The sequence below is a fragment of the Bradyrhizobium sp. CCBAU 53351 genome, from assembly GCF_015291745.1.
Classification (GTDB): domain Bacteria; phylum Pseudomonadota; class Alphaproteobacteria; order Rhizobiales; family Xanthobacteraceae; genus Bradyrhizobium.
The window spans coordinates 5,869,208-5,895,249 of sequence record NZ_CP030059.1; the positions used below are offsets into that span (position 1 = coordinate 5,869,208).

Consider the following 26,042-nt stretch of genomic DNA (forward strand, 5'->3'; position numbering starts at 1 on the left):
CGCCGAATTCCGACCAACCACCGTAGATTCTCGGGCTTTATGCAATAAAGCCGCGAATTGTAGGCACTTGGATACCGACCCGCAGGCTTCTGAAACGAAAGAGGCGCACCGCGTTGGCGGTGCGCCTCTTGGTAGGACCGGCTCGCTGCCGGATCAGTAACGCGTTAGCGGGCGCGCCGGATGCTGCTGCATCCGGACGCAGCCTTAGTTCTTGCTCTTGTCGACCAGAGCGCCCTTCTTGATCCAGGGCATCATGTCGCGCAGCTTCGCGCCGACTTCCTCGATCGGGTGCTGAGCGAGCTTGGCGCGGGTAGCCTTGAACGAGGTCTGATTGACCTTGTTCTCGAGCATCCAGTCGCGGGCAAACTTGCCGCCCTGGATGTCGGCGAGAACGCGCTTCATCTCGGCCTTGGTCTCGGCGGTGACGATGCGCGGACCGGTGACGTACTCGCCGTATTCGGCGGTGTTGGAGATCGAGTAGTTCATGTTGGCGATGCCGCCTTCATAGATCAGGTCGACGATCAGCTTCACTTCGTGCAGGCACTCGAAATAGGCCATCTCCGGCGCGTAGCCGGCTTCGACCAGGGTCTCGTAGCCGCCCTTGATCAGCTCGACCAGGCCGCCGCAGAGCACGACCTGCTCGCCGAACAGGTCGGTCTCGCACTCTTCCTTGAAGGTGGTCTCGATGATGCCGGCGCGGCCACCGCCGACGGCCGACGCGTAGGACAGGCCGAGGTCATGGGCGTTGCCCGAGACGTCCTTGGCGATCGCGATCAGGCAGGGCACGCCGCCGCCGCGCTGATATTCCGAGCGCACGGTGTGGCCGGGACCCTTCGGCGCGATCATGAGCACGTCGAGGTCGGCGCGCGGGTCGAGCAGGTTGAAATGGACGTTGAGGCCGTGCGCGAACACCAGCGCCGCGCCCTTCTTCATGTTGTCGTGCAGGTGATCGCGATAGATGTCGCCCTGGAGCTCGTCCGGGGTCAGCATCATGACGAGGTCGGCCCATTTGGCAGCTTCGGCGACTTCCATCACCTTGAAGCCGGCGGCTTCCGCCTTCTTCACCGAGCCCGAATCCTTGCGCAGCGCGATGGCGACTTCCTTGACGCCGGAATCCTTCAGATTGAGCGCATGGGCATGGCCCTGGCTGCCATAGCCGACGATGGCGACCTTCTTGCCCTTGATCAGGTTCAGGTCGGCGTCGCGATCGTAATAAACACGCATAGGTCGTTTCCTCGTTCAGGGCCGAAAATCGGCCAATGGTCAGTGTCCGAAGGGTGAAATTTGCGGATTTCGGGGGCTGTCTAGAGCATTTCGGCCCCAGAGGGAAACCCGTTTCTGCATGGAAATCCGCGACATCATGCATCCATGAAAACGGGGTAGAGGGAAGCCAGCAGCAGGATCGCCATCAGGATATTGAAGGCGCGGACCAGCCGCTCCGAGGTCAGGACCGGCCGTAATGCGGAGCCGAACAGGGCCCAGACCACGGTCGAGACGGTGCCGACGATCAGGCTGATCAGGGTCTGGATCGCGATATTGAGCGGGAATTGGGCGATCGCCGCATAGGCGGTGATGGTGCCGATCACGATCACCCAGCCCTTGGCATTGATCCATTGGAACATCGCCGCGCCCCAGAAGGTCATCGGGCCTCGGCCATCTCCCTCCCCCGGTCTGGTCGGACCGGACATGGCGATCGCGGCGGCAAGATAGATCAGGTAGGCGGCGCCGGCATATTTCAGGATGGTCTGCAGGATCGGATAGGCCAGGAACACCGAGCCGAGCCCGAGGCCGACCGCGGCGACCATGAAGGCAAAGCCGAGGACGATGCCGACGATGTGCGGGATGGTGCGCCGGAAGCCGTAGGTGAGGCCCGACGACAACAGCATGATGTTGTTCGGCCCCGGCGTGAAATACATCACGACCATGAAGATGAGGAAGGCATAGAACAGCGACTGGGACATGCTCACCTCACGCCGTCTTCGGCGACGGTTCTTCGGGTAACGCGTTGGGCCGCTTCGCCAGCACCATGACCGCGATACCGGCGATCACGGTCAGCATGCCGGCAAGCCGCAGGGGCCCGAACCGCTCGCCGAACACGATGCTCGAGGCCGCCGAGCCGACGAACGGCACCAGCAGTGCGAACGGCACCACCTGCGCGGCGGGATAGTCGCGCAGCAATCGGCCCCACAGCCAATAGGCGATGCTGGTGGAGATCGCGCCGATCACGAGCAGGCAGATGAGGCCGGTGAGCGACATGTGGATCAGCGACTGGAGGGTCGGCGCCGGCCCGTTGACGACCAGCGCAAGCGCGAAGAGCGGCACCGCGGCCGTGAGGCAGAGCCAGGCAAACAGATCGAACATCGGCGCGCCGCGCGCCCCGCGCAGCAGAAGATTGCCGATCGCAAAGCAGACCGGAGCGATCATCAGCACCGCAAAGGCCGCGACGCTGAAATCGTAGCCGACCGTGCCGCAGATCATCAGGAGGCCGATTGCGGCGATGCCGATGCCGAGCGTCTGCACCGGCGTCGGCCGCTCGCCGAATGCGATCGCAGCGAAGCCGATCGTGAAAAGTGCCTGGCTCTGCACCACGACGCTGGTCAGCCCGACCGGCACGCCATGGGCGATGCCGTAGGCTTGGGACAGGAACTGGCCGAGGAACAGCGTGAAGCTGATCGCGATCAGGAGCGACCAAGCGACCTTGGGCTTCGGAATGAACAGGCACGGCGCCGCCGCAATGGCGAAGCGCATCGCCGTCATCAGCTCCGGCGAGAACTCGTCGAGTGCGATCCGGCTCGCCACGAAGGCAAGCCCCCAGATGATCGCCACCAGGAGGGCGATGAGGATATCGGCCGGCTTCATTGTTGTTCTCGGCTCTGCCCTGTCGTGCAGTCCTGTTGTTGTTCGTTTTAGCCTTGCTCGCCGGCTCTTGGTTTGCGCAGCAGATAGGTGCCGTGCATCGGTGCGTGGTAATCGGCCGAGACCAGCGTGAAGCCGACGTCGGTCAGCATCCGCTCCATCACCCAGCCGAAGGTGGAATATTCGTCCCGCATGTGCGTGACGACGCCATCGCGCGAAAAATCGTGGTTCTTGATCTGGAAATCGGCCCATTGCTCGACGTCGCGCTCGACCGCGTCCGGCATCGATGCGTAGACGATGTCGCGCAGATAGAACGTCGCGCCCGGCTTGAGCGCGCGAAAGATCCGCGACATCGCCACCGCCTTCCAGAAATCCGGCAAATGATGCAGCGTGAATTCGCTGACGATCAAATCGTAGGATTCCGGCCGATAGGCGAAGCTGAGCAGGCCTGCGGACTGGGTGCGCACGGGCGCCTTGCGATCGCGCGCGTAGATCTCGGCAAGCGCCAGCATCGCCGGCGAAATGTCGATGGCGTCGACCTCGGCGCCCATCAGCGCCGCTTCGGTCGCCAGCACGCCGTTGCCGCAGCCGATATCGGCGATGCGCCAGCCGCGCTGGACTCCCAGCATTTTCAGCGCGGCGCGCGCCCGCAGATCGGCATCGTCGTGGGCGTCGTAGATCGAGGCCACAGCGGGCTCGATCCCCATCCGGTTCCGCTCGTTATAGTACCAGTCGCGCGCCAGCATGGTTCACATCCCTTCAGGCCCGCGGCCGATCGCGGCAACGCCGGTGCGCGACACCTCGACGAGGCCGAGCGGGCGCATCAGGTCGATATATTGATTGATCTTGTCGGTATTGCCTGTGATCTCGAACACAAAGCTCTCGGTGGTGGCGTCGATCACCCGGGCGCGGAACGCATCCGCCAGCCTCAGTGCCTCGACGCGATGCTCGCCCTGGCCGCGCACCTTGACCATGGCGAGCTCGCGCTCGATCGAACGCCGGGTCTGGGTCATGTCGACGACTTGGTAGACCGGGATCATGCGGTCGAGCTGGTTCTTGATCTGCGCGATCACCATCGGCGTGCCCGTCGTGACGATGGTGATGCGCGATAGATGCTTCTGGGCCTCGGTCTCGGAGACCGTGAGGCTTTCGATGTTGTAGCCACGGCCCGAGAACAGGCCGATGACGCGCGCGAGCACGCCGGGCTCGTTCTGCACGAGCACAGCGAGCGTGTGGGTCTCGTTCGGATCGTGGCGCTCTTCGATGAAGTAGGCGGATGCGGGCTGGTTCATTGTCGTCCCCTCAAATCTCTCTCGTCACACCAGCGCCTTGCCGCCGGCGAACGCCTTCGCGGTCGCCTCGTCATTCGCCTGCTCCGGCAAAAGCATCTCGTTGTGCGCCTTGCCGGAGGGAATCATCGGGAAGCAGTTTTCGAGCGCCGCGACGCGGCAGTCGAACAGCACCGGGCGTTTGACCGAGATCATCTCCTGGATGGCGCCGTCGAGATCGCCGGGCTTGTGCACCTGGATGCCGACGCCGCCATAGGCCTCGGCGAGCTTGACGAAGTCCGGCAGCGCCTCCGAATAGGAATGCGACAGACGGTTGCCGTGCAGCAGCTGCTGCCACTGCCGCACCATGCCCATGTACTGGTTGTTCAGGATGAAGATCTTGATCGGCAGCTCGTACTGCACCGCCGTCGACATCTCCTGCATCGTCATCTGCACCGAGGCATCGCCTGCGATGTCGATGACGAGGCTGTCGGGATGGGCCACCTGCACGCCGACCGCGGCCGGCAGGCCGTAGCCCATGGTGCCGAGACCGCCCGACGTCATCCAGCGATGCGGCTCCTCGAAGCCGTAGAACTGCGCCGCCCACATCTGGTGCTGGCCGACTTCGGTCGTGATGTAGGTGTCCCTGCCGCGCGTCGCCTCGAACAGGCTCTGGATCGCGTGCTGCGGCAGGATGACGTCGTTGCTCTTCTTGTAATAGAGCGAGTTGCGGGCGCGCCATTGCGCGATCTGCTGCCACCACGACTTGATGTCAGGCCTCTTCGCCTCCGCCTTGAACACCTGCAGGATGTCGCCGAGGATGTTGCCGCAATCGCCGATGATCGGCACGTCGACGCGGATGTTCTTGTTGATCGAGGACGGGTCGATGTCGATGTGGATCTTCTTCGAGCCCGGGGAGAACGCATCGACGCGACCGGTGATGCGGTCGTCGAAGCGCGCGCCGACGCACAGCATGACGTCGCAATCATGCATCGTCATGTTGGCCTCGTAGGTGCCGTGCATGCCGAGCATGCCCAGCCAGTTCTTGCCCGACGCGGGGTATGCGCCGAGGCCCATCAGCGTGGAGGTGATCGGGAAGCCGGTGACCTCGACCAGTTCGCGCAACAGCCTGGTCGCTTCGGGGCCGGAATTGATGACGCCGCCGCCGCTGTAGATCACGGGGCGCTTGGCGTTCGCGAGCAGCGAGACGGCCTTGCGGATCTGCGTCGCATCGCCCTTCACGCGCGGCGCGTAGGAGCGGTGCACGTCGGACTTGCGCGGCGGATGATAGGTGCCGGTCGCGAACTGCACGTCCTTGGGCACGTCGACCAGCACCGGGCCGGGACGGCCGGAGGTCGCGACGTAGAAGGCTTCGTGCAGCACTTTTGCGAGATCGTTGACGTCCCGCACCAGCCAATTGTGCTTGGTGCAGGGCCGCGTGATGCCGACCGTGTCGCATTCCTGGAAAGCATCATTGCCGATCAGATGCGTCGGCACCTGGCCGGAGATGCAGACCAGCGGGATCGAGTCCATCAGCGCGTCGGTCAGCGGCGTCACCATGTTGGTGGCGCCGGGACCGCTCGTCACCAGCGCGACGCCCGGCTTGCCGGTCGAGCGCGCATAGCCCTCGGCGGCGTGGCCCGCGCCCTGCTCGTGACGCACCAGGATGTGCTGGACCTCGCTCTGCTGGAAGATCTCGTCATAGATCGGAAGCACCGCGCCGCCGGGATAGCCGAAAATGTCAGTCACGCCGTGATCGATGAGCGCGCGAACGATCATCGCGGCGCCGGTCATCTGGTTCGGATCGTGGCTCTTGTCGCTCATTGGCTTGCTCCGGATGCGCTGTTGTCAGCGGCTTCGTTCGTGTCGGGTTTGGGAAATAAAAAAGGCCCCGAAGAGGGCCCATGCACACCGCCTGTCATGTGGATGGCAGCTAGCCATCCCCGGCGGTGTGCCTGGGTACGACGGCGATAAGGAGTTTGGTAATAATGTTACGCATGGCAGGTGCCCGGCTTCCCAAAGGTTGCGCGAAACATAGCGGCCAAAGCCCGGATGTCAAGGCAATGCGGCCGTTCCCGCGCGATTTTGGCAGTGTAGCGGTGTTCCCCGGGTTCGGCGAGAGGTAAATTGGGGAACCCGAAGGGAAAGTGTGTCAGCCGCCGTCCCGCGCCGCCCTCCCGACGGCCGCAAGCCACTCCCTCGCCTCCTCCGGCTTGACCCATTCGAAGTCAGGCAATTGGTGCCGGAACCAGGTGAATTGCCGCTTGGCGTAGTGGCGGGTGTCGGCGCGCCCGATGGTGGCGGCCTGCTCAAGGCTGAGCTCGCCGCGCAGATGCCGGATCAGGGCCGGCACGCCATGGGCCTTCATCGCCGGCAGCAGCGGATCGAGCTGCCTCGCGGCGAGCCGCTCGACCTCCTCCAGCGCGCCGGCACCCAGCATGGCATCGAAGCGGGCATCGATCCGGGCATAGAGCTCGTCGCGCCCGGGCGCGAGGAAGACGGCGCGAAAGCTGCCCTTGGGCAGCAGCGGCGGCTGGCCCTCCCGGTGCCAGTCGAGCAGCGACCGGCCGGTCGCCTCGATCACTTCGAGTGCGCGCGCGATGCGGGTGCGGTCTCGCAGGTTCAATCGCTCCGCGGCGCGCGGATCGCGGGCAGCGAGTTCCGCATGCAGCGCCTCCGCCCCGTTCCGCTCCAGCCGCGCGCGGACGTCCTCGCGCACCTCGGCAGGAATGGGCGGTACCACCGAGAGTCCCGCCGTCAGCGCCTTGAAATAGAGCCCGGTGCCGCCGATGAAGATCGGCAGGCGGCCTTCGGCGCGCGCCTCGTCGAGCGTCTTGGCCGCATCAGTCACCCAGGCGCCGGCCGAGAAATTCAAGGCGGCATCGACATGGCCGTAGAGACGGTGCGGAGCGCGCGCTTCCTCGTCACGGGTCGGCCGTGCCGTGATGATGCGCAGGTCGCGGTAGACCTGCATGGAATCGGCATTGATGACGATACCGCCGGTGGCGAGCGCGAGCTCCAGAGCCAGCGCCGACTTGCCGCTGGCGGTCGGTCCTGCGATAAGCACGGCCTCGCCAACGGGCCTTCTGCCGACTTGCTCCTCGCTCACGAAAACCTCAAATGTCCCTCGTCGCCACGCTGATCTGCAACCCCGACAATCCCGCGCTCGACTCCACCATCGTCGACGGGGCCCGCGCCGTGCTGCCGCAGGCATCGCCAGCACACTGGCTGTTCGACGGCGTCGCGGTTGATATCCCCTTCGGTGCCGACTGTAACCTCGAAGCCGACCGCCACGCCATCGAGCAGCGGCTGCGCGAGCTGCGCGGCGACCTGCCCATCGACATCGTGGTGCAGCCTGTCGGCTTCAGGCGCAAGAAGCTTTTTCTCGCCGACATGGATTCCACCATGATCGGCCAGGAATGCATCGACGAGCTCGCCGATCTCGTCGGGGTGAAGGCGCATGTCGCCGCCATCACCGAACGCGCCATGCGCGGCGAGATCGAGTTCGAGCCGGCGCTGCGCGAGCGCGTCGCACTGCTGAAGGACCTGCCCGCCAGCGCGGTCGACGAAGTGCTGGAAGAGCGCATCACGCTGACCCCGGGCGGCCGCGCGCTGGTCGCGACCATGCGGGCCAACGGCGCCTATACCTGCCTCGTCTCCGGCGGCTTCACGCTGTTCACGACCGCGGTCGCGGCCAAGATCGGCTTCCAGGAGAACCGCGCCAACGAGCTCGTCGTGCGCGACGGCAAGTTCACCGGCGAGGTGAAGGAGCCGATTCTGGGCCGCGCGGCGAAGCTCGCGACGCTGGTCGACCTGATGGAATCGTTCGATCTCGACGACATCGACTCGGTCGTGGTCGGCGACGGCGCCAACGATCTCGCGATGATCCAGGCGGCCGGGCTCGGCGTTGCCTATCACGCCAAGCCGGCGGTTGCGGCGGCGGCGGCCGCGCGGATCGATCATGGCGATCTCACCGCGCTGCTCTATGCGCAGGGGTACAAGCGCGAGGAGTTCGTGGAGGGGTAGCCACCTCCCCTCCGCCGTCATCACCCGCGAAGGCGGGTGATGCAGTGTTCCAGAGACAGAGCGGGATACGGGGAGACCGCGGCGTACTGGATGCCCCGCCTTCGCGGGGCATGACAGCGAGTGTGGAGCGAAAAGCCTGCCTTACTGCACGCTCAGCGCCACGAAGCGCAGCTCGCCGTCGGCATTGGAGACCAGCAGCAGCACCGATTTCTTGCCGTCCTTCTTGAGCTGATCGACCCGCTTCTGGATGTCGGCACCGCTCGAGACCGCTTCCTGCGCAACCTCGACGATGACGTCTCCGGCCGAGAGGCGCTTCTCCGCGGCGTCGGAATTGGCGTCAACATTGGTGACGACCACGCCCTTGACGCTGTCCTTGATCTTGTAGCGCGTGCGCAGATCCTTGTTCAGCGCGGCGAGATCGAGGCCGAGCGCCTTCTGCGTCACCGGCTTTTCCGGCGCCGGCTCGTCGGTCTTCACCGCGGCCTGCACCTTCTCGGGATCCTGGAGGCGGCCGAGGGTGACTTTCTTGGTCTGCTCCTGGCCCTTGCGGATGATGACGACGTCGACCTCCTTGCCGACCGCCGTGTCGGCGACGACGCGAGAGAGGTCCTTCGGATCCTTGACGTCCTTGCCGTCAAACTTGACGACGACGTCGCCCGGCTCGATGCCGGCCGGCTTGGCCGGGCCCTTGTCGTCGACGCCCGCAACCAGCGCGCCGCGCGCGGGCTTGATGTTGAGGCTCTCGGCGATCTCGTCGGTGACGCTCTGGATGCGCACCCCGAGCCAGCCGCGGCGCAGCTCGCCGAACTGGCGCAGCTGATCGACGACGCCCACGACCGTCTTCGACGGCACGGCGAAGCCGATGCCGATCGAGCCGCCCGAGGGCGAGATGATCAGCGTGTTGACGCCGATGACGTCGCCGTCGAGGTTGAACAGCGGACCGCCGGAATTGCCGCGATTGATCGACGCGTCGGTCTGGATGTAGCTGTCGTAAGGCCCCGAGGAGATGTCGCGGTTCTTGGCGGAGACGATGCCGGCGGTCACCGTGCCTCCCAGGCTGAAGGGATTGCCGATCGCGACCACCCAGTCCCCGAGGCGCAGCTTGTCGCTGTCGCCGAACTTCACCGCGACCAGCGGCTTCGGCGGCTTGATCTTGAGCACGGCGAGGTCGGTCTTCTTGTCGACGCCGACCAGTTCGGCCTTGATCTTGGTGCCGTCGTTGAGGATGACGTGGATCTCGTCGGCATCCGCGATGACGTGGTTGTTGGTGACGACGACACCCGCGGTGTCGATGATGAAGCCGGACCCGAGCGAGTTGGTCTTCTTCGGGGCGCTGCCGTTGTCGCCGCCCTTGCTGCCGCCGGGGCCCCTGCGGTTCTTGAAGAAGTCGTCGAAGAACTCTTCGAAGGGCGAGCCGGGCGGCAATTGCGGCATGGTGTTGCTGCCGCCGCCCTTGGCTTCGACGGTCTGCGAGGTCGAGATGTTGACGACCGCGTCGATCACCTTCTCGGCGACGTCGGCAATGCCATCCGGTCCGCGCGCCTCTGCCGGCGTGCCGAACGCACTGAAAGCACTGACGACGAGCGCGGCCAGCCCTAAACGCAAGCGGGTCGGGGCAATGGTGGCAGCGGGCATTGGTATCTCCAGAGAAAAGGATTCGGGTCCAGACTGCGCTCGAACGGGGGGACGGCGCAAGCACGGAGCTTAACGGCCTCAAGACCCCGATAATACGGCGAAAACCCGCCTTTCGGCTTCACTTTGGCGTTGGTGCGAGGGTCTAGACCGGACGCCGCATCACCCAGATCAGGATCAGGCCGGCGACCGCCGAACCGATCCCGACCACCCGCAGGATATTGTCCGGCGTGGCGATGGCGCTCTTCATGGCCTTGCGCATCCAGTTCGGACTGGCAGCAAACATCAGGCCTTCCAGCACGAACAGGATGCCCAAGCCGATGAGGAAATCGGAGAACGCAATGGACCTCATCGGATTGGAACCTCTCGTGACGCTGTTTTCGTTTGGACGAAGGGCGGCGAGATTCGCCGCCCTCTATCTAGCTTACGGCTTCGCCGGCGTCTCGGTGGCCATCTTGCCGGACGGGTTGCTGAAGTACCGGAAGAAATCCGAATCCGGCCGCAGCAGGAAGCGGGTATCGTTCGACTTCAGGCCGTTCTCATAGGCGGTCATCGACCGGTAGAAGGCGAAGAAGTCGGCGTCCTTGCTGTAGGCTTCCGCAAACAGGCGGTTGCGCTCGGCATCGCCTGCACCGCGGGTCTGCTCGGCCTGCGAGTTGGCCTCCGCGATGATCACGGTCGCCTCACGGTCGGCCTTGGAGCGGATCTCCTGGGCCTTCTGGCCGCCCTGCGCGCGGAACTCGGCCGCTTCGCGCTCGCGCTCGGTCTTCATGCGCTGATAGACCGCCTGGCTGTTCTGCTCCGGCAGGTCGGCACGGCGGATCCGGACGTCGACGACCTCGATGCCGTAGCCGTCGGCCTCGTGATCGAGCTGATCGCGGATGCGCTGCATCAGCTTCTCGCGGTCGTCGCGCACCACGTTGATGAAGGTGACTTCGCCGAGCACGCGGCGCAGCGCCGCGTTGAGGAGCGTGGTGAGCTGGATGTTCGCAGCCTGGATCGAGCCGACGCTCTGATAGAAGCGCAGCGCGTCCTTGATGCGGTAGCGCGCGAAGGCATCGACCACGAGCCGCTTCTGGTCGGACGCGATCGCTTCCTGCGACGGGTTCTCCAGGTCGAGAATCCGCTTGTCGATGTTGATCACCGAATTCCACGGCGCCTTGAAGTGCAGGCCGGGGGCGGTGACGACGTCGACGGGCCGGCCGAACTGCAGCACGATGGTCTGCTCGGTCTGCTGCACCGTGAACAGCGACATGTAGCCGACGACCACGACGAACAGGAGCGCGATCAGCGTGACGAAACCTGTGACCGGAGACCTCATCGGTTGCCTCCGCTCGACTGCGGACCGGTGCTAGGCGGCCGCTTGGTGGTCAATTCGCCCAGCGGCAGATAGGGCACGATGCCCTGGCCTGAAGAGCCGCCGTCATAGACGAGCTTGTCCGCGCCGCCGAGCACGCGCTCCATCGTCTCCAGATAGATTCGTTCACGCGTCACGTCGGGCGCCTTCTTGTATTCGTCGTACACCTTCAGGAAGCGCGCGCTCTGGCCCTTGGCCTCGGCGACCGCCTGCTCCTTGTAGCCTTCGGCGGCCTGCTGAATCTGCGCCGCCCGTCCGCGCGCCTGCGGCACGACCTGGTTGGCGTAGGTCTGCGCTTCGTTCTGCAGCTGCTCGAGATTGGCGCGCGCCGCCTGGACGTCGCGGAAGGCATCGATGACCTGCGCGGGCGGGTCGACCTTCTGCATCTGCACCTGGCTGATCTGGATGCCGGCGCCGTAGCTGTCCAGCGTCTTCTGGATCAGCTCCTGGACGCCCTGCTCGGTAACGTTGCGCGCACCGGTCAGGATCGGCTGGATCTGCGATCGGCCGATCACCTCACGCATCGCGCTTTCGGCGACCGCCTTCACGGTGCCTTCGGGGTTCTGAATGTTGAACAGGAAATTGCCGACACCGTTGGGCTTGATGCGCCACAGCACGGTGAAATCGACGTCGACGATGTTCTCGTCGCCCGTCAGCATCAGGCTCTCTTCCGGCACGTCACGGATGGAGCGGCCGCGCCGTGCGGGATCGTCGATCAGCGTCATGCCGATCGAGATGGTGTTGACACGCAGCGCCTTGGGCAGCAGCACGGTCTCGATCGGATAGGGCAGATGATAGTTCAGGCCCGGGTCCACGGTGCGGACGTGCTTGCCGAAGCGCAGCACGACGCCCTGTTCTTCGGACTGCACGCGGAAGAAGCCCGACAGCAGCCAGAACGCGATGATGAGCAGGATGATCAGCGTGATGCCGATGCCGGAGAAATAGCCGCCCGGCATGATCTGCTGGAGGCGATCCTGGCCGCGGCGCAGAAGGTCTTCCAGATCCGGCGGCCTCGGCCCGACCGGTTGCGGGCCTGAGCCCCATGGTCCCTTTGGACCCGAGCCCCATGGGCCACCGCCCTGATTCTTCCACGGCATTCGACGCTCTCCTCGGCAGGGTGGAATTGCCCCCGCCCGCTTTGTCCGGTCCGGCTTTATAGGGGACAGGCAGGTCCCTTACAACGCAGCCCTGACCGTCTTCCGAGCTATGCTCGGGCACGAAAAAGTCAATGTAAACATTGACGAAAGCGGTTAATGGCCGCGCCGCCGACGATATGTCACATAGGAGTAGTCGGCGCTGTCGTCGGGTCCGGCAGGATGGCGGACGCGTCCAACCTCGTCCCATTCCGCCTTGTCGATGTCGAAATGCGTGTCGCCTTCGGGTCGAGCATGCACTTCGGTGATCTCGAGGCGATCGGCGCGGTCGAGCCATTGCCGGAAGATCTCGGCGCCGCCGATCACGGCGATCTCGGTGACCGAACGCCGCAGGGCATCGCCAAGCGCAACCGCGCCGGCATCCGTGGCGGATGTCGTGACGACGGCCCCATTGGCGCGATAAGCCGTATCGCGCGTGATCACGATATTGGTCCGGCCCGGCAGGGGACGGCGGGGCAGCGATTCGAAAGTCTTGCGGCCCATGATCACGGGCTTGCCGATGGTCAGCGCCTTGAAGCGCGCCATGTCGGACTTCAATCGCCACGGCATCGCATTGCCCGCGCCGATGACGCCATTCTCCGCGATCGCGACGACGAAGACGATCTCCATCAGGCAGAGCTCCCGGCAAGCCGTGTCAGCGCCGGCCCAGTGACGCGGCACAGCGTCCAGTCGTCCATCATGACGGCGCCGAGCGATTTGTAGAACGCGATCGACGGCGCATTCCAGTCGAGCACCGCCCATTGCAGGCGCGACCAGCCGTTGTCGACACATTCCTTCGCGAGATAGACCAGCAGCGCCTTGCCGAGGCCTTTGCCCCGATGCGACGGCCGCACGTAGAGATCCTCGAGATAGATGCCGTGGCGGCCGCTGAAGGTGGAGAAGTTCGAAAACCAGACCGCAAAGCCGACGGCTTCACCGTTCCACTCGGCAATCGCGCAGTAGAGCTGCGGCCTGTCCCCGAACAATGCCTCGGCGATGTCGGCTTCTGTTGCCTCCACCTCATGCGAGAGCTTCTCGTACTCGGCGAGCTCGCGGATGAAATCGAGGACGAGCCCGGCTTCACCCGGGCGCACGCGGCGGATGTTGAGCGACATCCGGGTCAGACCGCGACTTCCGCCTTGATGTGCGGATGCGGGTCGTAGCCGACGAGTTCGAAATCCTCAAAGCGGAAGGACGAAATGTCCTTCACATCAGGGTTGATCCGCATCACCGGCAACGGACGCGGCGTCCGCGTCAGTTGCAGCCGCGCCTGCTCCAGGTGATTCGAATAAAGATGGGCGTCGCCGAGCGAGTGCACGAAGTCGCCGGGCTTCAAGCCCGTGACCTGCGCGACCATCATGGTGAGCAGCGCGTAGGAGGCGATATTGAAGGGCACGCCGAGGAAGACGTCGGCCGAGCGCTGATAGAGCTGGCACGACAGCTTGCCGTTCGCGACATAGAACTGGAACAGCAGGTGGCAGGGCGGCAGCGCCATCTTCTCGACGTCGGCGGGATTCCAGGCGGTGACGATCAGCCGGCGGGAGTCCGGGGTGCGCTTGATCATGTCGACGACGTTGGCGATCTGGTCGATGCTGCGGCCGTCGGCCGTGGGCCAGGAGCGCCATTGGTGGCCGTAGACCGGGCCGAGATCGCCATTGGCATCCGCCCACTCGTCCCAGATGGTGACGCCGTTGTCGCGCAGATATTTGATGTTGGTGTCGCCCTTCAGGAACCACAGCAACTCGTGCACGATCGCCTTCAGCGGCAGCCGCTTGGTGGTCAGCATCGGGAAGCCCGCGGACAGATTGAAGCGCATCTGGTGGCCGAACACCGAGAGCGTGCCCGTGCCGGTGCGATCGGTCTTCTCCGCGCCGTCTGAAAGAATCCGCTCGAGCAGGTCCTGATACTGGTGCATGTGCGACTGTGCCTTTGGGGAGGCGGCGAACTTAGCGGCCGCCCCCGCGCTGCAACAGCGGCGATTCGCTGTCCGCACCGATTATACCCGGAAAAATGAGTGGTCTCGGCGCAAACGACAAGGGGCGGAACTCGGCGTCCCGCCCCTCGCCTATCAGCTTGAAAGTACAGATTAAGTGGCCGGCTTCAGCACCGGGGTCCACTTCGCGATCTCGTTCTTGACGAGGGTGGCCAGCGCTTCCGGCGTGCGCTCCGCAGGGGTCGGGATGACGCTGCCGAGCTCGAGCAGGCGCTTCTTCACGGTCTCGTCGTCGAGCGCCTTGCTGGCCGCGGCGGTCAGGGTGGCCACGATCGCGGCCGAAGTTCCCTTGGGCGCGAACATCGCATTCCAGGCCTGGGCCTGGAATTTCGGCAGGCCGGCTTCCGCCGTCGTCGGCACGTTCGGCAGCGACGGATTACGCTCCGGCGTTGCGATCGCGTAGGCCTTGATGGTGCCGGCGTTGATCTGCGGCACAGCGTTGACGATCTGGTCGCACATGTAGTCGACCTGGCCCGCCACCAGCGCGTTCATCGCAGGTCCCGTGCCGTTGAAGGGCACGCCGACCGGCTTGATGTCGAGGATCGAGTGCAGGAGCTCGCACGAGACGTGCGAGACCGAGCCCACGCCGGCATGCGCGGCGTTGACCTTCTCGGCATTGGCCTTCACGTAGGTCACGAACTCCTTCAGGTCCTTCGGCGGAAAGTCCTTGCGCGCCAGGATCAGGATCGGCGTGCCCGCGAGCAGCGCGATCGGCTCGAAATCCTTTTCGGGATGATAGGCGAGCTTGGGATAGAGCGGCACGGAGGCGGCATGCGTGCCCATGTGCCCGGTGATCAGCGTGTAGCCGTCATTGGCCGCACGCGCGGCGCGCGTGGTCGCGGTGGTGCCGCCGGCGCCGACCACATTCTCGATGATGATGCTCTGTCCGAGCGTCTGCGCCATGTGCGCGGTGACGATGCGCGCGACGACGTCGGTCGGGCCGCCGGCCGCGAACGGCACGACCATGGTGATGCTGCGCGTCGGGTAGGTCTGAGCCTTCGCCGGTGTGACAAAGGCGCACAGCGATGCAAGCGCTGCGGCACATGCGCTCGAAGCGAGCGCGCGAATAAAGGTCATGTCGATCCCCTTTGGACACAAAAATGCCGGCCCAAGGGCCGGCATTTCCATTTCACAAAGCCGTAACACAAGTCGATTGGACTTCCGAATGCGGCGTGCCGACGCAGGAGCGCGACCTCAGTTCTCGGATTCGGTGAACACCTCGTCGCGCTTCGATCGGAGCGCTGGCAGCACGGTGAGGACGAGAAGGGCAGCAGCGACCGCCAGCAGCACCGCCGACAACGGACGCGTCAGGAACACGCTCCAGTCGCCGCGCGAGATCAGCAGCGCACGGCGCAGGTTCTCCTCCATCAACGGTCCCAGCACCATGCCGAGCAGCAGAGGTGCCGGCTCGAAATCGTGCTTGATCAGCCAGTAGCCGACGAGACCGAACACGCCGGCAAGGATGACGTCGACTGGCGCGTTGTTCACCGAATAGATGCCGATCGCGCAGAAGATAACGATCGAGGGGAACATCAACCGGTACGGCACGCGCAGCAGTCTCACCCAGATTCCGACCAGCGGCAGGTTGATGATGATCAGCATCAGATTGCCGATCCACATCGAGGCGATCATGCCCCAGACGAGGTCCGGCTGCTTCTGCATCACTTGCGGGCCCGGCACGATGCCGTGAATGGTCATCGCGCCCACCATCAGCGCCATCACCGCGTTCGGCGGGATGCCGAGCGTGAGCAGCGGGATGAAGGAGGTCTGCGCCGCGGCATTGTTGGCGCTCTCCGGCCCCGCCACGCCCTCGATCGCGCCGCGGCCGAACCGCGACGGGTTCTTGGCGAGCTTCTTCTCGAGCGTATAGGCGCCGAACGACGCAATCGTCGCGCCGCCGCCGGGAAGGATGCCGAGGATCGAGCCGAGCACGGTGCCGCGCAGGATCGCGGGCGCCGAATCGATCAGATCCTTTCTGGTCGGCATCAGGCCGGTGATCTTCTGTTGCACGAGATCGCGGCTCATCTCGGCGCCGGCGTCGAGATTGCGGATGATCTCGGCAAAGCCGAACACGCCCATCGCCACCGTCGCAAAGCCGAGACCGTCGGCGAGCTCCGGAATGTTGAAGGCCATGCGGGAGGCGCCGGTCTCGATGTCCGAGCCGACCATGGACAGCAACAGGCCGAACACGATCATCGCGATCGCCTTCAGCACCGAGCCCTTGGCAAGCACGACCGCAAAGATCAGGCCGAGCACCATCAGCGAGAAATACTCCGCCGGACCGAACGCCAGCGCGAGCTTGGTCAGGGGCGCGCCGAGCACGGCGATGAGCACGGTCGCGACGCAGCCGGCGAAGAACGAGCCGATCGCGGCGATCGCCAGCGCCGGGCCGGCGCGGCCTTGCCTCGCCATCTGGTGGCCGTCGATGGCCGTGACGACCGACGTCGCCTCACCGGGTATGTTGACCAGGATCGACGTGGTCGAGCCGCCATACTGGGCGCCGTAATAGATGCCGGCGAGCATGATCAAGGCGCCGACCGGCGGCAGTCCGAAGGTGATCGGCAGCAGCATCGCGACGGTCGCGATGGTGCCGATGCCCGGGAGAACGCCGACCAGCGTGCCGACGAGAGCGCCGATCAGGCACATCAGCAGGTTGATCGGCGAGAGCGCGACGACGAAGCCGTGAGCGAGGTTGGCAAAAAGGTCCATCACGCCCTCACTGATTCAGGAAACGCGGAAACATCGGCATCGGCAGCCCGAGCACGTATGGAAAAAGGATCGCACAACCTACCGTCAGGCAGGCGCCGACGATCGCCGCTTCACGCCAGCGCGTCTCCTCCGAGCCCATCGCGGCGATCATGAAGCTGACAAAGGCCGTGACCACGACGCCGAGCGGCCGGATCGCCAAAGCGAAGAACAGGATCGCGGCCACCACGAACAATGGTCCTCGCCAGGCATAATGGGCCATCGCCGGCCCATCGGTCAGAAGACCCGTCAGGGCGATGCCGGCGGACAAGGCAACCAGCAATCCGCCGAACATGCGCGGCGCGGTGCCTGCGCCGAAGGAGAAGCCCCGCATGCCCTGCAAATCGCTCCCGGCCCACAGCGCGAACAGGGCAACCGCCATGAGGACGACGCCTCCGACATAATCCTGCGCCGACCGGACCGTCATGAACAGCGTGAGAATAGCCACCACGAACAGTGGGTAGGAATAGATCAGCGCGAGCAGCACATCCGATGACGCCTTCTTGGTGTCACCGCTGGCCGCACCGATCAACGCTCCCGGCGCGCCGGCGAGCAACGCCGTGGCGTGGCCGATCACCACGGCGGCCGGGCCGCGGCCGGTACCCCATCCGAAGATCGTCCCGATCGACCAGATCAATTCGAAGATCTGCGGCGCAATCGCCAGCAGACAAAAGCCGACCGCCAACCGGGTGTTTCGGGTGGCCGTCGCTGAGTGGCCCATCGTGTCGGCCATGCATGTCTCCTCCGCGACCCGTAAGTCACGAGCACTGTTGTTCTAAATCGGCTGGAACTGGATCCCCCGCCCGGATCACTGCCTAGCGATTTTCATTACACAATGCCAGCAAAACCCAACAGGCCCCCGGCAAGCAGTAGCCAAAGTGGATTGAGGCGCGAGACCGATGCGATGACCGCAGCCATTGCGGTCAGAAGCAGTGCAACAATTGTGCGATCGGTCGACTGGGCCAGGATGAGGGCACTCGCCGCCATCAATCCGATCGAGAGAGGAACCAGTGCAGCCTGAATCAGGCCGGGCCAGCGCGATCGGCTCGGCCGATTCATGAGCCGGCTGACATAATAGGCAAGCAGCGCCGTCGGCAGGCACATCGCCAGCGTCGCAGCCAGAGCGCCGGGGATGCCGGCGACGGCATAGCCGATTAACGTCACGATAAGCACGTTCGGACCTGGCGAGAGTTGCGCGATCGCATAGGCATCGCTGAACTGCTTCTCGGTCATCCAGTGATGGACCTCGACCGCGATGCGGTGCATCTCGGGCACCGCCGCCGCAGCGCCGCCGACCGCGAACAGCGACATCAGTCCAAAGGTGGCGATCAGCGCCCAGATCGGGTTTTCGGCGTTCATGCTGCTACTTTCCGTCGCAGGAAATAAGTGGTGCCGACACTCACGGGGATGGCAGCCAGCAGCACCGCCGGAAGCGGCAGGCGGAGCACGCCGATGGCGAGGAACACACCGAGCATCAGGATCAGCGCGAGGGGGTTCGTCCGCTTCAGCAGCGGCGTCATCATGCGGAAGACCACCGCGATCAAAAGGCCGACCGCCGCACAGGAGACGCCTGCGAGGATGCGCCGCAGCACCTCCACATCGCCAAACCGGGCATAGATGATCGCAAGCACCGTCATGATCAGCGTCGGCGGCAGCAGAAGCCCGGCGAAGGCGGCAACGCCACCGGCAATCCCGCGCAGCCGCGCGCCGAACACCATCGACAGATTGACGATGTTGGGCCCTGGCAGGAAATGGCAGAGCGCAAAAGTCTCGTTGAACTCGTCCGCATTCATCCAGCGGTGCTGCTCGACGATGGCCCGCCGGGCAAACACCAAGACCCCGCCGAAGCCCGCCAGCGACATCCGGGCGAAAGCCAGGAACAGGTCGAGCAGCCCGGGCGGCACGGCGGCAGCGGCTGGATGGTCCGGCTCTTGTGGGGCCGGTGCAGAATCCTCGGACATGTCAGAAGCTTAGAACGGCGACCGTGACGCGGCCAAGCCCAGCGGGAACCTGCCCTGAGGGAACCTCGGGATGGCCCCTCGAAACACCTGTCATTTGAAACCTTTGCCCCCTATATTGGGGGTGCCGGTTCGCCGGCTATGGAAATAAACGGTCGTCGTAATAAACCATTCGGACCCGGGGGCGGTACCCGGCGCCTCCACCAAAGCCCACCAACGGACACTCCGGAAGCGGGCTTTGGCGGGGGCGAAATAGGATCGACGAGGGCGTAAAGGGCGTGCTTTTTCCCGGTATTGTTCCGCCGTTATCGGGCTACTGCAATAGTTGCCAACGACAACTTTGCTCCGGTTGCTCAGGCTGCGTAACGCAGTTTGAAAGACCATCTTAAAGTCCTAACGGGTTAAGCTCCGTTAGGCGGGGTTCGGAGGCACCTGGCAACAGAAGCCTCCACTTACCTTATTCCTACCCCGGCGATTTCCTGCCCGGCGGGACTCCTGCTGACCCGTCAGGCGCGGTACTATCGCGGCTTGGCGAGTCGGGCCGGCAGGGCCCACTCCTGCAATGCAACAGGACGACCATGGCGACCGATCATATCCGATACGATGTGCTGGCCCGCGACGCGCTGCGCGGCGTGCTGCGGAAGGTGCTGACCGATGCCGCGTCCCATGGACTGCCCGGTGAGCACCATTTCTTCATCACCTTCGTGTCGAAGGCCGAGGGCGTGAAGCTGTCGTCGCGGCTGCTGGCGCAATATCCGGAAGAGATGACGATCATCCTGCAGCACCAGTTCTGGGATCTGACCGTGCTCGAGGACCGCTTCGAGGTCGGCCTGTCCTTCGGCGGCATTCCGGAGCGCCTGATCGTGCCGTTCAGCGCCATCAAGAGCTTCCTCGATCCGTCCGTGAAATTCGGCCTTCAGTTCGACACCTCCGACGTCGCCGAGGTCGCGCCCGAGACGCTGCCCGCCGCTCCCGCCCCGTCCGCGGTCGCGGTGCCGGCGCCTGCCGCTGAAGCGGCGGACAGCACGGAAGAGCCGGCGGCCCCGAGCCAAGGCGGCGCCGAAGTCGTGCGGCTCGATCGTTTCCGCAAGAAATGATCTAGATTGGGCCGGAGCCCGTCGCGCCCGGCCAAACTCCCTATATAGAGCTACATGAAGAGGCCGTGCGGCGTTTCGCGCGGCGGAATGGATGCGCTCATGGCCAAATCTGCTCGCCCCAAGACTGCTCGCCCCGCGACCCGCCCCGAGACCGACAGTTTCGGCCCCATCGAGGTCCCCGCCGATCGCTATTGGGGCGCACAGACCGAACGTTCGCGCCAGAACTTTCGCATCGGAACGGATCGCATGCCGATCGCGCTCGTGCACGCGCTCGGCATCGTCAAGCTCGCCGCCGCGCAGTCCAATCTCGAACTCGGCCTGCTCGACCAGCGCCGCGCGGGTGCCATCATCCGCGCCGCGCGCGAGGTGATCGAGGGCAAGCTCGACGATCATTTTCCTCTTGTCGTGTGGCAGACCGGCTCCGGCACCCAGACCAACATGAACCTCAACGAGGTGATCGCCAACCGCGCCAATGAGCTGCTCGGCGGCGAGCTCGGCGCCAAGAAGCCGGTGCATCCCAACGACCACGTCAACATGAGCCAATCGTCGAACGATTCGTTTCCCACCGCGATGCACATCGCGGCCGCAAGCCGCATCAACGCCGACCTCGTCCCTGCGCTCAACGAGTTGCTCCGCGCGCTGCGCAAGAAGGAGAAGGCGTTCGCGAAAATCGTCAAGATCGGCCGCACCCACACCCAGGATGCAACGCCTCTGACGCTCGGCCAGGAGTTTTCCGGCTATGCCGCTCAGGTCGAAAGCGGCATCGCGCGGCTCAAGGTCGCGGTGAAGGACCTCCATCCGTTGGCGCAGGGCGGCACCGCCGTCGGCACCGGCCTCAACTCGAAGCCGCGCTTTGCAAAACTGTTCGCAAAGCATGTCGCCGGCATCACGAAACTCCCCTTCACCAGCGCCGCCAACAAATTCGAGGCGCTGGCCTCGAACGATGCCTATGTACTGGTGCACGGCGCCATCAATTCGGTGGCGACGGGCCTGTTCAAGATCGCCAACGACATCCGCCTGCTCGGATCCGGCCCACGTTCGGGGTTGGGCGAGCTGATCCTGCCGGAGAACGAGCCGGGCTCGTCGATCATGCCGGGCAAGGTCAACCCGACGCAATGCGAGGCGATGACCATGGTGTGCTGCCAGGTGTTCGGCAATCACACCGCGATCACGGTGGCCGGCAGCCAGGGCCATTTCGAGCTCAACGTCTACAAGCCCGTGCTCGCCTACAACATGCTGCACTCGATCCGCCTGATGGCCGATGCCGCGCGATCCTTCACCGAACATTGCGTCAGCGGCATCCGTGCCGACGAGAAGCGCATCGACGAGCTGATGCAGCGCTCCCTGATGCTGGTGACGGCGCTCGCCCCGAAGATCGGCTACGACAACGCCGCCAAGGTGGCCAAGACGGCCCATGCCAACGGCACCACGTTGAAGGAGGAGGCGCTGCGGCTCGGCCTGGTCTCGGCCGACGAGTTCGATCGCCTGGTGCGCCCCGAGAAGATGACCAGCCCGGGATAAAATTCCGAATTCCGATTGCCATCCGTAATGATACGGACCCTAACGCCTTAGAAATGTGCGGCTTTGGGGGCGGGATTTGATTACCGTCAATGTTCTGGCGGGACGGCGTGCTACGCAGCCCTTCTGCCCCCTCGACGGGGCCAATTTCATCCTTTGATGGCCCAAGGGGCCGATTGACGAGGACGAGCGAATGGCGATCAAGTCATGTGGGGCGCAACGCGGCACCCTGTTTCGGAATGTTTCATCCAGCCTGAAGAGGATCGGATGATGGAGACGCGACATGGGGAACGTCATCAACCTGAATCGTTTCAGGAAGCGCGCCGAGCGGCAAGCCTCGGCGAAGCAGGCGGAGGCCAACCGGACGAAGTTCGGGCGCACGAAGGCGGACCGGTCGGCGGAGCAGACGCGCGCGGACAAGGCGAAGGCGCACCTGGATCAGCATCAGATCGATCGCGAGGAGCAGCCATGAAGTCGCCCGTCGTGAAACGGTCGATCGTCGTCGCCGGGCACAAGACCAGCGTCAGCCTGGAAGAGGCGTTCTGGAACGGCATGAAGGAGATCTCCGGCCTGCGCAACATGACGTTGTCCGAGCTGGTCGGCGAGATCGACAACAACCGCCAGCAGGGCAATCTGTCGTCGGCGATCCGTCTGTTCGTCCTGGACTACTTCAAGAGCCGCGCCATGGCCGCCCAGCCGGACAAGGTCCCGGCCCAATAGCCAGCCGTCGGGGGCGCCTTCGAGGGCGCCCCGCCGCCCGCACTTTAAAATCACTCTAAGGTGCGGTTTCAACGAGCGCATTCGCTTGACCTCAATGCCTTGCGTTGAAAATACAGGGCATGACCGACACCAATAATGACACGCGCCCGCACATGCCGCTGGGTCTGGCCCAGCGCGGCTATACGGGCGTCATCCAGCACCTGTCCGCGCGCGAGGCGGGCTCAGCGCTCTCCGACATCGAGCTCGAGAGCCGCCTGATCGAGCTCGGCTTCGTCGAGGGCGCCCGGGTCGAGGTCCTGCACGAGGGGCTGGTCGGGCGCGATCCGATCGCCGTGCGGGTCGACAGCATCACGATCGCGGTCCGACGCCGCGAGGCCATGGCCGTCATCGTCGCCTAGACGGCGACCGGACGCCTCATCCCAGGCTTTTCGACAAGCCTTTCGCCAAGCCGTTTGCCAGGCCTTTGATCACATGGAATTACCCCTGCTGCATCTCGCCCTGGTCGGCACGCCCAACAGCGGCAAGACGTCGCTGTTCAACGCCCTGACCGGCAGCCGGCAGAAGGTCGCGAACTATCCCGGCGTCACGGTCGAGCGCAAGGAAGGCTTCTTCGTCACCCCCCTGGGACGCCAGGTGTCGGTGGTCGACCTGCCCGGCACCTACTCGCTGCGCGGCCGCAGCCCGGACGAGGAGATCACCCGCGACTTCGTGCTCGGCAAGGCCTCCGGCGAGACCGTGCCCGATCTCGTGCTGTGCGTGGCCGATTCCACCAATCTGCGGCTGACCATCCGCCTGCTGCTCGAGCTCAAGCGCACCGGACGGCCGATGGTGCTCGTGCTCAACATGTTCGACATCGCCGCCCGCCGCGGCATCACCGTCGACGTCGAGCGGCTCGCCAAGGAGCTTGGCCTGCCCGTGGTCACCTCGATCGCGGTGCGCAAGGGCGGCACGGCCGACCTCCTGAAGCTGACCGACGAGATCTCGGCCAAGCTCGCCGCCGAGGCGGAGGCCAACAGCTGGCGCGCGCTCAGCGTCTCCGAACTCCGCGCGACCCAGCGCGAGGCCGACCGCATCATCGCCGACTGCGTCAGCCTGCCTACGAGGCCCGACACCTGGACCGCGCGGATCGACGCGGTCGTACTGCATCCCGTCGGCGGTCTCATCGTGCTGATGCTGATCCTGTTCGTGATGTTCCAGGCGGTGTTCGCCTGGGCGCAGCCGGCCATGGACCTGCTCAAGTCCGGCTTCGACTCGCTCGGGGAGCTGGTGCAGGCTACCCTGCCCGACGGCCTGTTGCAGAGCTTCCTGCAGAACGGCGTGATCTCCGGCGTCGGCAGCGTCATCGTGTTCCTGCCGCAGATCATCCTGATCTTCCTGTTCATCCTGCTGCTGGAAGATTTCGGCTACATGGCGCGCGCCGCGTTCCTGATGGACCGCATCATGGGCGGCGCGGGGCTGCATGGCCGCGCCTTCATTCCGCTCTTGTCGAGCTTTGCCTGCGCCATTCCCGGCATCATGGCGACGCGCGTGATCGACAACAAGCGCGACCGGCTGACCACGATCCTGATCGCGCCGCTGATGACCTGCTCGGCGCGCATTCCGGTCTACACGCTGATCATCTCCGCCTTCATTCCGGCGAAGGACATCTGGGGCTTCATCAACCTCCAGGGTCTCGTAATGTTCGGCCTCTATGCCTGTGGCATCATCAGCGCGCTGGCCGTTTCGTTCCTGATCAAGTTCTTCATGCTGCGCGACTATGCGCCGGCGCCGTTCATGCTGGAGCTGCCCGACTACAAGATGCCGCGGCTGAAATCGATCGTGATCGGCATCTACACCCGCGCCAAGATGTTCCTGGTGCGCGCGGGCACCACGATCTTCTCGATGATGGTGCTGATCTGGTTCCTGGCCTCGTTCCCGCAGCCGCCGGCAGGCGCGACCGATCCAGCGATCGACTTCAGCCTTGCGGCGATGATCGGCAAGGCGCTCGAGCCGCTGCTCGCGCCGGTCGGCTTCAACTGGCAGATCGCGGTCGCGCTGATCCCGGGCATGGCGGCGCGCGAGGTCGCGGTCGCAGCCCTCGGCACCGTCTACGCGATCGAAGGCGGCAAGGAAGCGGCCGAGCAGATCGGCCAGGTGCTGGCGACGAAATGGTCGCTCGCCACCGCCCTGTCGATGCTGGCCTGGTACATCTTCGCCCCGCAATGCGCCTCGACGCTGGCCGTCATCCGGCGCGAGACCGGCAGCTGGACCTGGATGGCGGTGACCTTCACTTACATGCTGGTGCTGGCCTATGCCGCGAGCCTTTTGACGTACAACGTCGCGGTGGCGCTCGGGGCTGGATAGGTCCTCCAAAACAAAAAAGTACGAAAACAACCCCATGCACAGTAGACGGGGATTGTGAAATCAATGGCTTACGCATGCGCGAAAAATCATCCGGCCGTCGATGACGCGCCGGTTGACCCGTCGGGCAAAACACGGGCACGCTGCCATGGTCGACTTCAGCGGCATTCAACCGGCGGGCCGGCCGGCAACGCGTTCTTGGTGACGACCTCGCAGTCATGGATCACTTCAGCACCAAGCGGCTCACCGCCGAGCGGCTGAACGAAAGTCACCTCCCCGATCTCGTCGCGCTGCATCTCGATGCCGAGGTCTCCCGCTATCTCGGTGGGGTGCGGACGCTAGATGTCACGAAGACCTATCTCGCCACCAACATGGCCCATTGGGACCAGCATGGCTTCGGCCTCTGGGTGATGCGAACGCAGGACGGAGCGTTCGTGGGACGCGGAGGCATCCGGCACATTCTCGTCGACGACGTCGACGAGATCGAGATCCTCTATGCGTACAAGCGCGAATTCTGGGGTCAGGGATTTGCAAGCGAGATCGCGGCCGCGATGACGGACATCGGACTGTTGCATTTCAGGCTGCCGTTCCTCATCGGCATCGTGAATGTCGAGAACGTCGCATCGCGCCGGGTGCTGGAAAAAGCGAACTACGTCCTCGAGCGCGGCGCCAACCGCCACGGCGAGGACGTCGAGATCTATCGCATCCGGCGCTGAGGGACGGCTCGGCGCTCAGCCGGCACGCAGCCGAACCAGTGATCGCGGCAGTGATGCGAGGAACAGCACGGCGCAAACACACAGCAGGACGATGTCCTTGAACAGGAACTCGCCCGCCAGATTCCACGCCATCGGATCCGATGACAGGCTCCATTTCACGACTCCGGGCGTCGTGAAGAAAAACGACCAGGTGATCGCGAATGTCACCATGCCCATGAGCGAGCCCAAGGCCGAGAGGATCGGGCTGAACGCACCGCCCGCGAGCAACGCCGCAATCACGAATTCGACAACACCGAGAACGTACGCCTCTCCCCTCAATCCAAACACCGAGAGCCAGGAGACGAATGGACTGTTGGTGATGAACTGCGCGATGCCCTGCGCCGATTGCGGGGTGAATTTCTGCATCCCGAACGACACGAAAATGACCACCATGACCCAGCGGAGAATGGCGAGCGGACGATAAGACCCGCCGCCATTCTCGGCGACATTGAAACCTTGCATGTGGCGATTGCTCCCCGGGTGCGCATTGAACGGCTGGCGACACGTCGTCGCCAACACGCTGTACGAAGAGGCCGTCGCGTCGTTACAGCGCGTCGCCGGCCCGGACGATCACAGCTGCGTGCGGGGATGTGTTCGACCGTAAGCGATCCCTCGCCCCAACCGAGAGTCGACCGGTCGTCTTC

28 protein-coding genes and 1 other RNA gene are annotated in these 26,042 nt (G+C 64.6%); 9 read left to right on the top strand and 20 right to left on the bottom strand.

The genetic code is table 11. The annotated features are described in order from the left end of the window. Nucleotides 1-204: 204 nt before the first annotated feature. From ilvC to miaA, 7 genes are all read right to left on the bottom strand, one after another. On the bottom strand, nucleotides 205-1,224 hold the full coding sequence (ilvC, locus tag XH83_RS27890; protein WP_194403842.1) for a ketol-acid reductoisomerase: 1,020 nt from the start codon (nucleotides 1,222-1,224) through the stop codon (nucleotides 205-207). A gap of 134 nt (nucleotides 1,225-1,358) precedes the next feature. Beyond that, entirely contained in the window at nucleotides 1,359-1,961 is a 603-nt protein-coding gene (locus tag XH83_RS27895; RefSeq protein WP_194403843.1) for a LysE family translocator, read from the bottom strand. Nucleotides 1,962-1,968: 7 nt separating this feature from the next. Continuing rightward, nucleotides 1,969-2,859 (bottom strand): EamA family transporter, encoded by an 891-nt coding sequence (locus XH83_RS27900; protein ID WP_194403844.1) that lies wholly within the window; start codon nucleotides 2,857-2,859, stop codon nucleotides 1,969-1,971. A 47-nt stretch (nucleotides 2,860-2,906) separates the two neighbouring features. Beyond that, nucleotides 2,907-3,602, bottom strand: coding sequence for a class I SAM-dependent methyltransferase (locus XH83_RS27905; RefSeq protein ID WP_194403845.1), 696 nt, complete (start codon nucleotides 3,600-3,602; stop codon nucleotides 2,907-2,909). A gap of 3 nt (nucleotides 3,603-3,605) precedes the next feature. Further along, the gene (ilvN, locus tag XH83_RS27910; protein ID WP_028145447.1) at nucleotides 3,606-4,148 is read right to left on the bottom strand and encodes an acetolactate synthase small subunit; all 543 of its coding nucleotides are present in this window, start codon (nucleotides 4,146-4,148) and stop codon (nucleotides 3,606-3,608) included. Between the two features lie 24 nt (nucleotides 4,149-4,172). Next, on the bottom strand, nucleotides 4,173-5,948 hold the full coding sequence (locus tag XH83_RS27915; RefSeq protein WP_194403846.1) for an acetolactate synthase 3 large subunit: 1,776 nt from the start codon (nucleotides 5,946-5,948) through the stop codon (nucleotides 4,173-4,175). A 328-nt stretch (nucleotides 5,949-6,276) separates the two neighbouring features. Then, nucleotides 6,277-7,233 (bottom strand): tRNA (adenosine(37)-N6)-dimethylallyltransferase MiaA, encoded by a 957-nt coding sequence (gene miaA / locus XH83_RS27920; RefSeq protein WP_194403847.1) that lies wholly within the window; start codon nucleotides 7,231-7,233, stop codon nucleotides 6,277-6,279. 11 nt (nucleotides 7,234-7,244) lie between these two features. Between miaA and serB the strand changes: the two genes are divergently transcribed. After that, nucleotides 7,245-8,150, top strand: coding sequence for a phosphoserine phosphatase SerB (gene serB, locus XH83_RS27925; RefSeq protein WP_194403848.1), 906 nt, complete (start codon nucleotides 7,245-7,247; stop codon nucleotides 8,148-8,150). Nucleotides 8,151-8,291: 141 nt separating this feature from the next. On the opposite strand, the gene XH83_RS27930 is transcribed toward serB, so the two are convergent. From XH83_RS27930 to XH83_RS27985, 12 genes are all read right to left on the bottom strand, one after another. Continuing rightward, nucleotides 8,292-9,785 carry a Do family serine endopeptidase gene (locus tag XH83_RS27930; RefSeq protein WP_194403849.1) on the bottom strand — a complete coding sequence of 498 codons (1,494 nt, stop codon included), beginning with the start codon at nucleotides 9,783-9,785 and terminating at the stop codon, nucleotides 8,292-8,294. A 142-nt stretch (nucleotides 9,786-9,927) separates the two neighbouring features. Beyond that, nucleotides 9,928-10,134: a DUF2065 domain-containing protein gene (locus XH83_RS27935; protein ID WP_194403850.1), complete on the bottom strand. Its 207-nt coding sequence runs from the start codon at nucleotides 10,132-10,134 to the stop codon at nucleotides 9,928-9,930. A 72-nt stretch (nucleotides 10,135-10,206) separates the two neighbouring features. Then, nucleotides 10,207-11,103 (bottom strand): protease modulator HflC, encoded by an 897-nt coding sequence (gene hflC / locus XH83_RS27940; RefSeq protein ID WP_194403851.1) that lies wholly within the window; start codon nucleotides 11,101-11,103, stop codon nucleotides 10,207-10,209. Beyond that, nucleotides 11,100-12,236, bottom strand: a complete 1,137-nt coding sequence (hflK, locus tag XH83_RS27945; RefSeq protein WP_194403852.1) for an FtsH protease activity modulator HflK — start codon at nucleotides 12,234-12,236, stop codon at nucleotides 11,100-11,102. Before hflK ends, hflC begins: the two co-directional genes overlap by 4 nt. A gap of 153 nt (nucleotides 12,237-12,389) precedes the next feature. Continuing rightward, the gene (locus tag XH83_RS27950; protein ID WP_194403853.1) at nucleotides 12,390-12,902 is read right to left on the bottom strand and encodes a dihydrofolate reductase; all 513 of its coding nucleotides are present in this window, start codon (nucleotides 12,900-12,902) and stop codon (nucleotides 12,390-12,392) included. Then, the gene (locus XH83_RS27955; RefSeq protein WP_194403854.1) at nucleotides 12,902-13,387 is read right to left on the bottom strand and encodes a GNAT family N-acetyltransferase; all 486 of its coding nucleotides are present in this window, start codon (nucleotides 13,385-13,387) and stop codon (nucleotides 12,902-12,904) included. Before XH83_RS27955 ends, XH83_RS27950 begins: the two co-directional genes overlap by 1 nt. A gap of 5 nt (nucleotides 13,388-13,392) precedes the next feature. After that, entirely contained in the window at nucleotides 13,393-14,187 is a 795-nt protein-coding gene (locus tag XH83_RS27960; protein WP_194403855.1) for a thymidylate synthase, read from the bottom strand. A 171-nt stretch (nucleotides 14,188-14,358) separates the two neighbouring features. After that, entirely contained in the window at nucleotides 14,359-15,342 is a 984-nt protein-coding gene (locus XH83_RS27965; protein WP_194403856.1) for a tripartite tricarboxylate transporter substrate binding protein BugD, read from the bottom strand. Nucleotides 15,343-15,459: 117 nt separating this feature from the next. After that, nucleotides 15,460-16,974 (bottom strand): tripartite tricarboxylate transporter permease, encoded by a 1,515-nt coding sequence (locus tag XH83_RS27970; protein WP_246776340.1) that lies wholly within the window; start codon nucleotides 16,972-16,974, stop codon nucleotides 15,460-15,462. A 7-nt stretch (nucleotides 16,975-16,981) separates the two neighbouring features. Continuing rightward, complete coding sequence (locus XH83_RS27975) at nucleotides 16,982-17,743, bottom strand: tripartite tricarboxylate transporter TctB family protein (RefSeq protein ID WP_194403858.1); 762 nt, start codon at nucleotides 17,741-17,743, stop codon at nucleotides 16,982-16,984. Nucleotides 17,744-17,838: 95 nt separating this feature from the next. Then, entirely contained in the window at nucleotides 17,839-18,369 is a 531-nt protein-coding gene (locus tag XH83_RS27980; protein WP_194403859.1) for a chromate transporter, read from the bottom strand. Further along, the gene (locus XH83_RS27985; RefSeq protein WP_194403860.1) at nucleotides 18,366-18,971 is read right to left on the bottom strand and encodes a chromate transporter; all 606 of its coding nucleotides are present in this window, start codon (nucleotides 18,969-18,971) and stop codon (nucleotides 18,366-18,368) included. The genes XH83_RS27980 and XH83_RS27985 overlap by 4 nt, the downstream gene beginning before the upstream one ends. 84 nt (nucleotides 18,972-19,055) lie before the next feature. Here XH83_RS27985 and ssrA point away from each other — a divergent pair. The 8 genes from ssrA to XH83_RS28025 all read left to right on the top strand — a co-directional run bounded on the left by ssrA (nucleotide 19,056) and on the right by XH83_RS28025 (nucleotide 25,359). Further along, nucleotides 19,056-19,421, top strand: a transfer-messenger RNA (tmRNA) gene (gene ssrA / locus XH83_RS27990). Between the two features lie 125 nt (nucleotides 19,422-19,546). Continuing rightward, complete coding sequence (locus tag XH83_RS27995; RefSeq protein WP_194403861.1) at nucleotides 19,547-20,065, top strand: SspB family protein; 519 nt, start codon at nucleotides 19,547-19,549, stop codon at nucleotides 20,063-20,065. An 87-nt stretch (nucleotides 20,066-20,152) separates the two neighbouring features. Beyond that, nucleotides 20,153-21,586: a class II fumarate hydratase gene (fumC, locus tag XH83_RS28000; RefSeq protein WP_194403862.1), complete on the top strand. Its 1,434-nt coding sequence runs from the start codon at nucleotides 20,153-20,155 to the stop codon at nucleotides 21,584-21,586. Between the two features lie 280 nt (nucleotides 21,587-21,866). Next, nucleotides 21,867-22,055, top strand: coding sequence for a DUF4169 family protein (locus XH83_RS28005; protein ID WP_194403863.1), 189 nt, complete (start codon nucleotides 21,867-21,869; stop codon nucleotides 22,053-22,055). After that, entirely contained in the window at nucleotides 22,052-22,303 is a 252-nt protein-coding gene (locus XH83_RS28010) for a ribbon-helix-helix domain-containing protein (protein WP_025038043.1), read from the top strand. The genes XH83_RS28005 and XH83_RS28010 overlap by 4 nt, the downstream gene beginning before the upstream one ends. A 119-nt stretch (nucleotides 22,304-22,422) precedes the next feature. Then, on the top strand, nucleotides 22,423-22,701 hold the full coding sequence (locus XH83_RS28015; protein WP_194403864.1) for a FeoA family protein: 279 nt from the start codon (nucleotides 22,423-22,425) through the stop codon (nucleotides 22,699-22,701). Nucleotides 22,702-22,774: 73 nt separating this feature from the next. After that, the gene (locus XH83_RS28020) at nucleotides 22,775-24,646 is read left to right on the top strand and encodes a ferrous iron transporter B (protein ID WP_194403865.1); all 1,872 of its coding nucleotides are present in this window, start codon (nucleotides 22,775-22,777) and stop codon (nucleotides 24,644-24,646) included. Nucleotides 24,647-24,861: 215 nt separating this feature from the next. After that, nucleotides 24,862-25,359, top strand: a complete 498-nt coding sequence (locus XH83_RS28025; protein ID WP_194403866.1) for a GNAT family N-acetyltransferase — start codon at nucleotides 24,862-24,864, stop codon at nucleotides 25,357-25,359. A gap of 15 nt (nucleotides 25,360-25,374) precedes the next feature. Here the strand turns inward: XH83_RS28025 and XH83_RS28030 are convergent, their stop codons facing one another. After that, complete coding sequence (locus XH83_RS28030) at nucleotides 25,375-25,860, bottom strand: YkgB family protein (RefSeq protein WP_194408424.1); 486 nt, start codon at nucleotides 25,858-25,860, stop codon at nucleotides 25,375-25,377. Nucleotides 25,861-26,042: the final 182 nt, after the last annotated feature.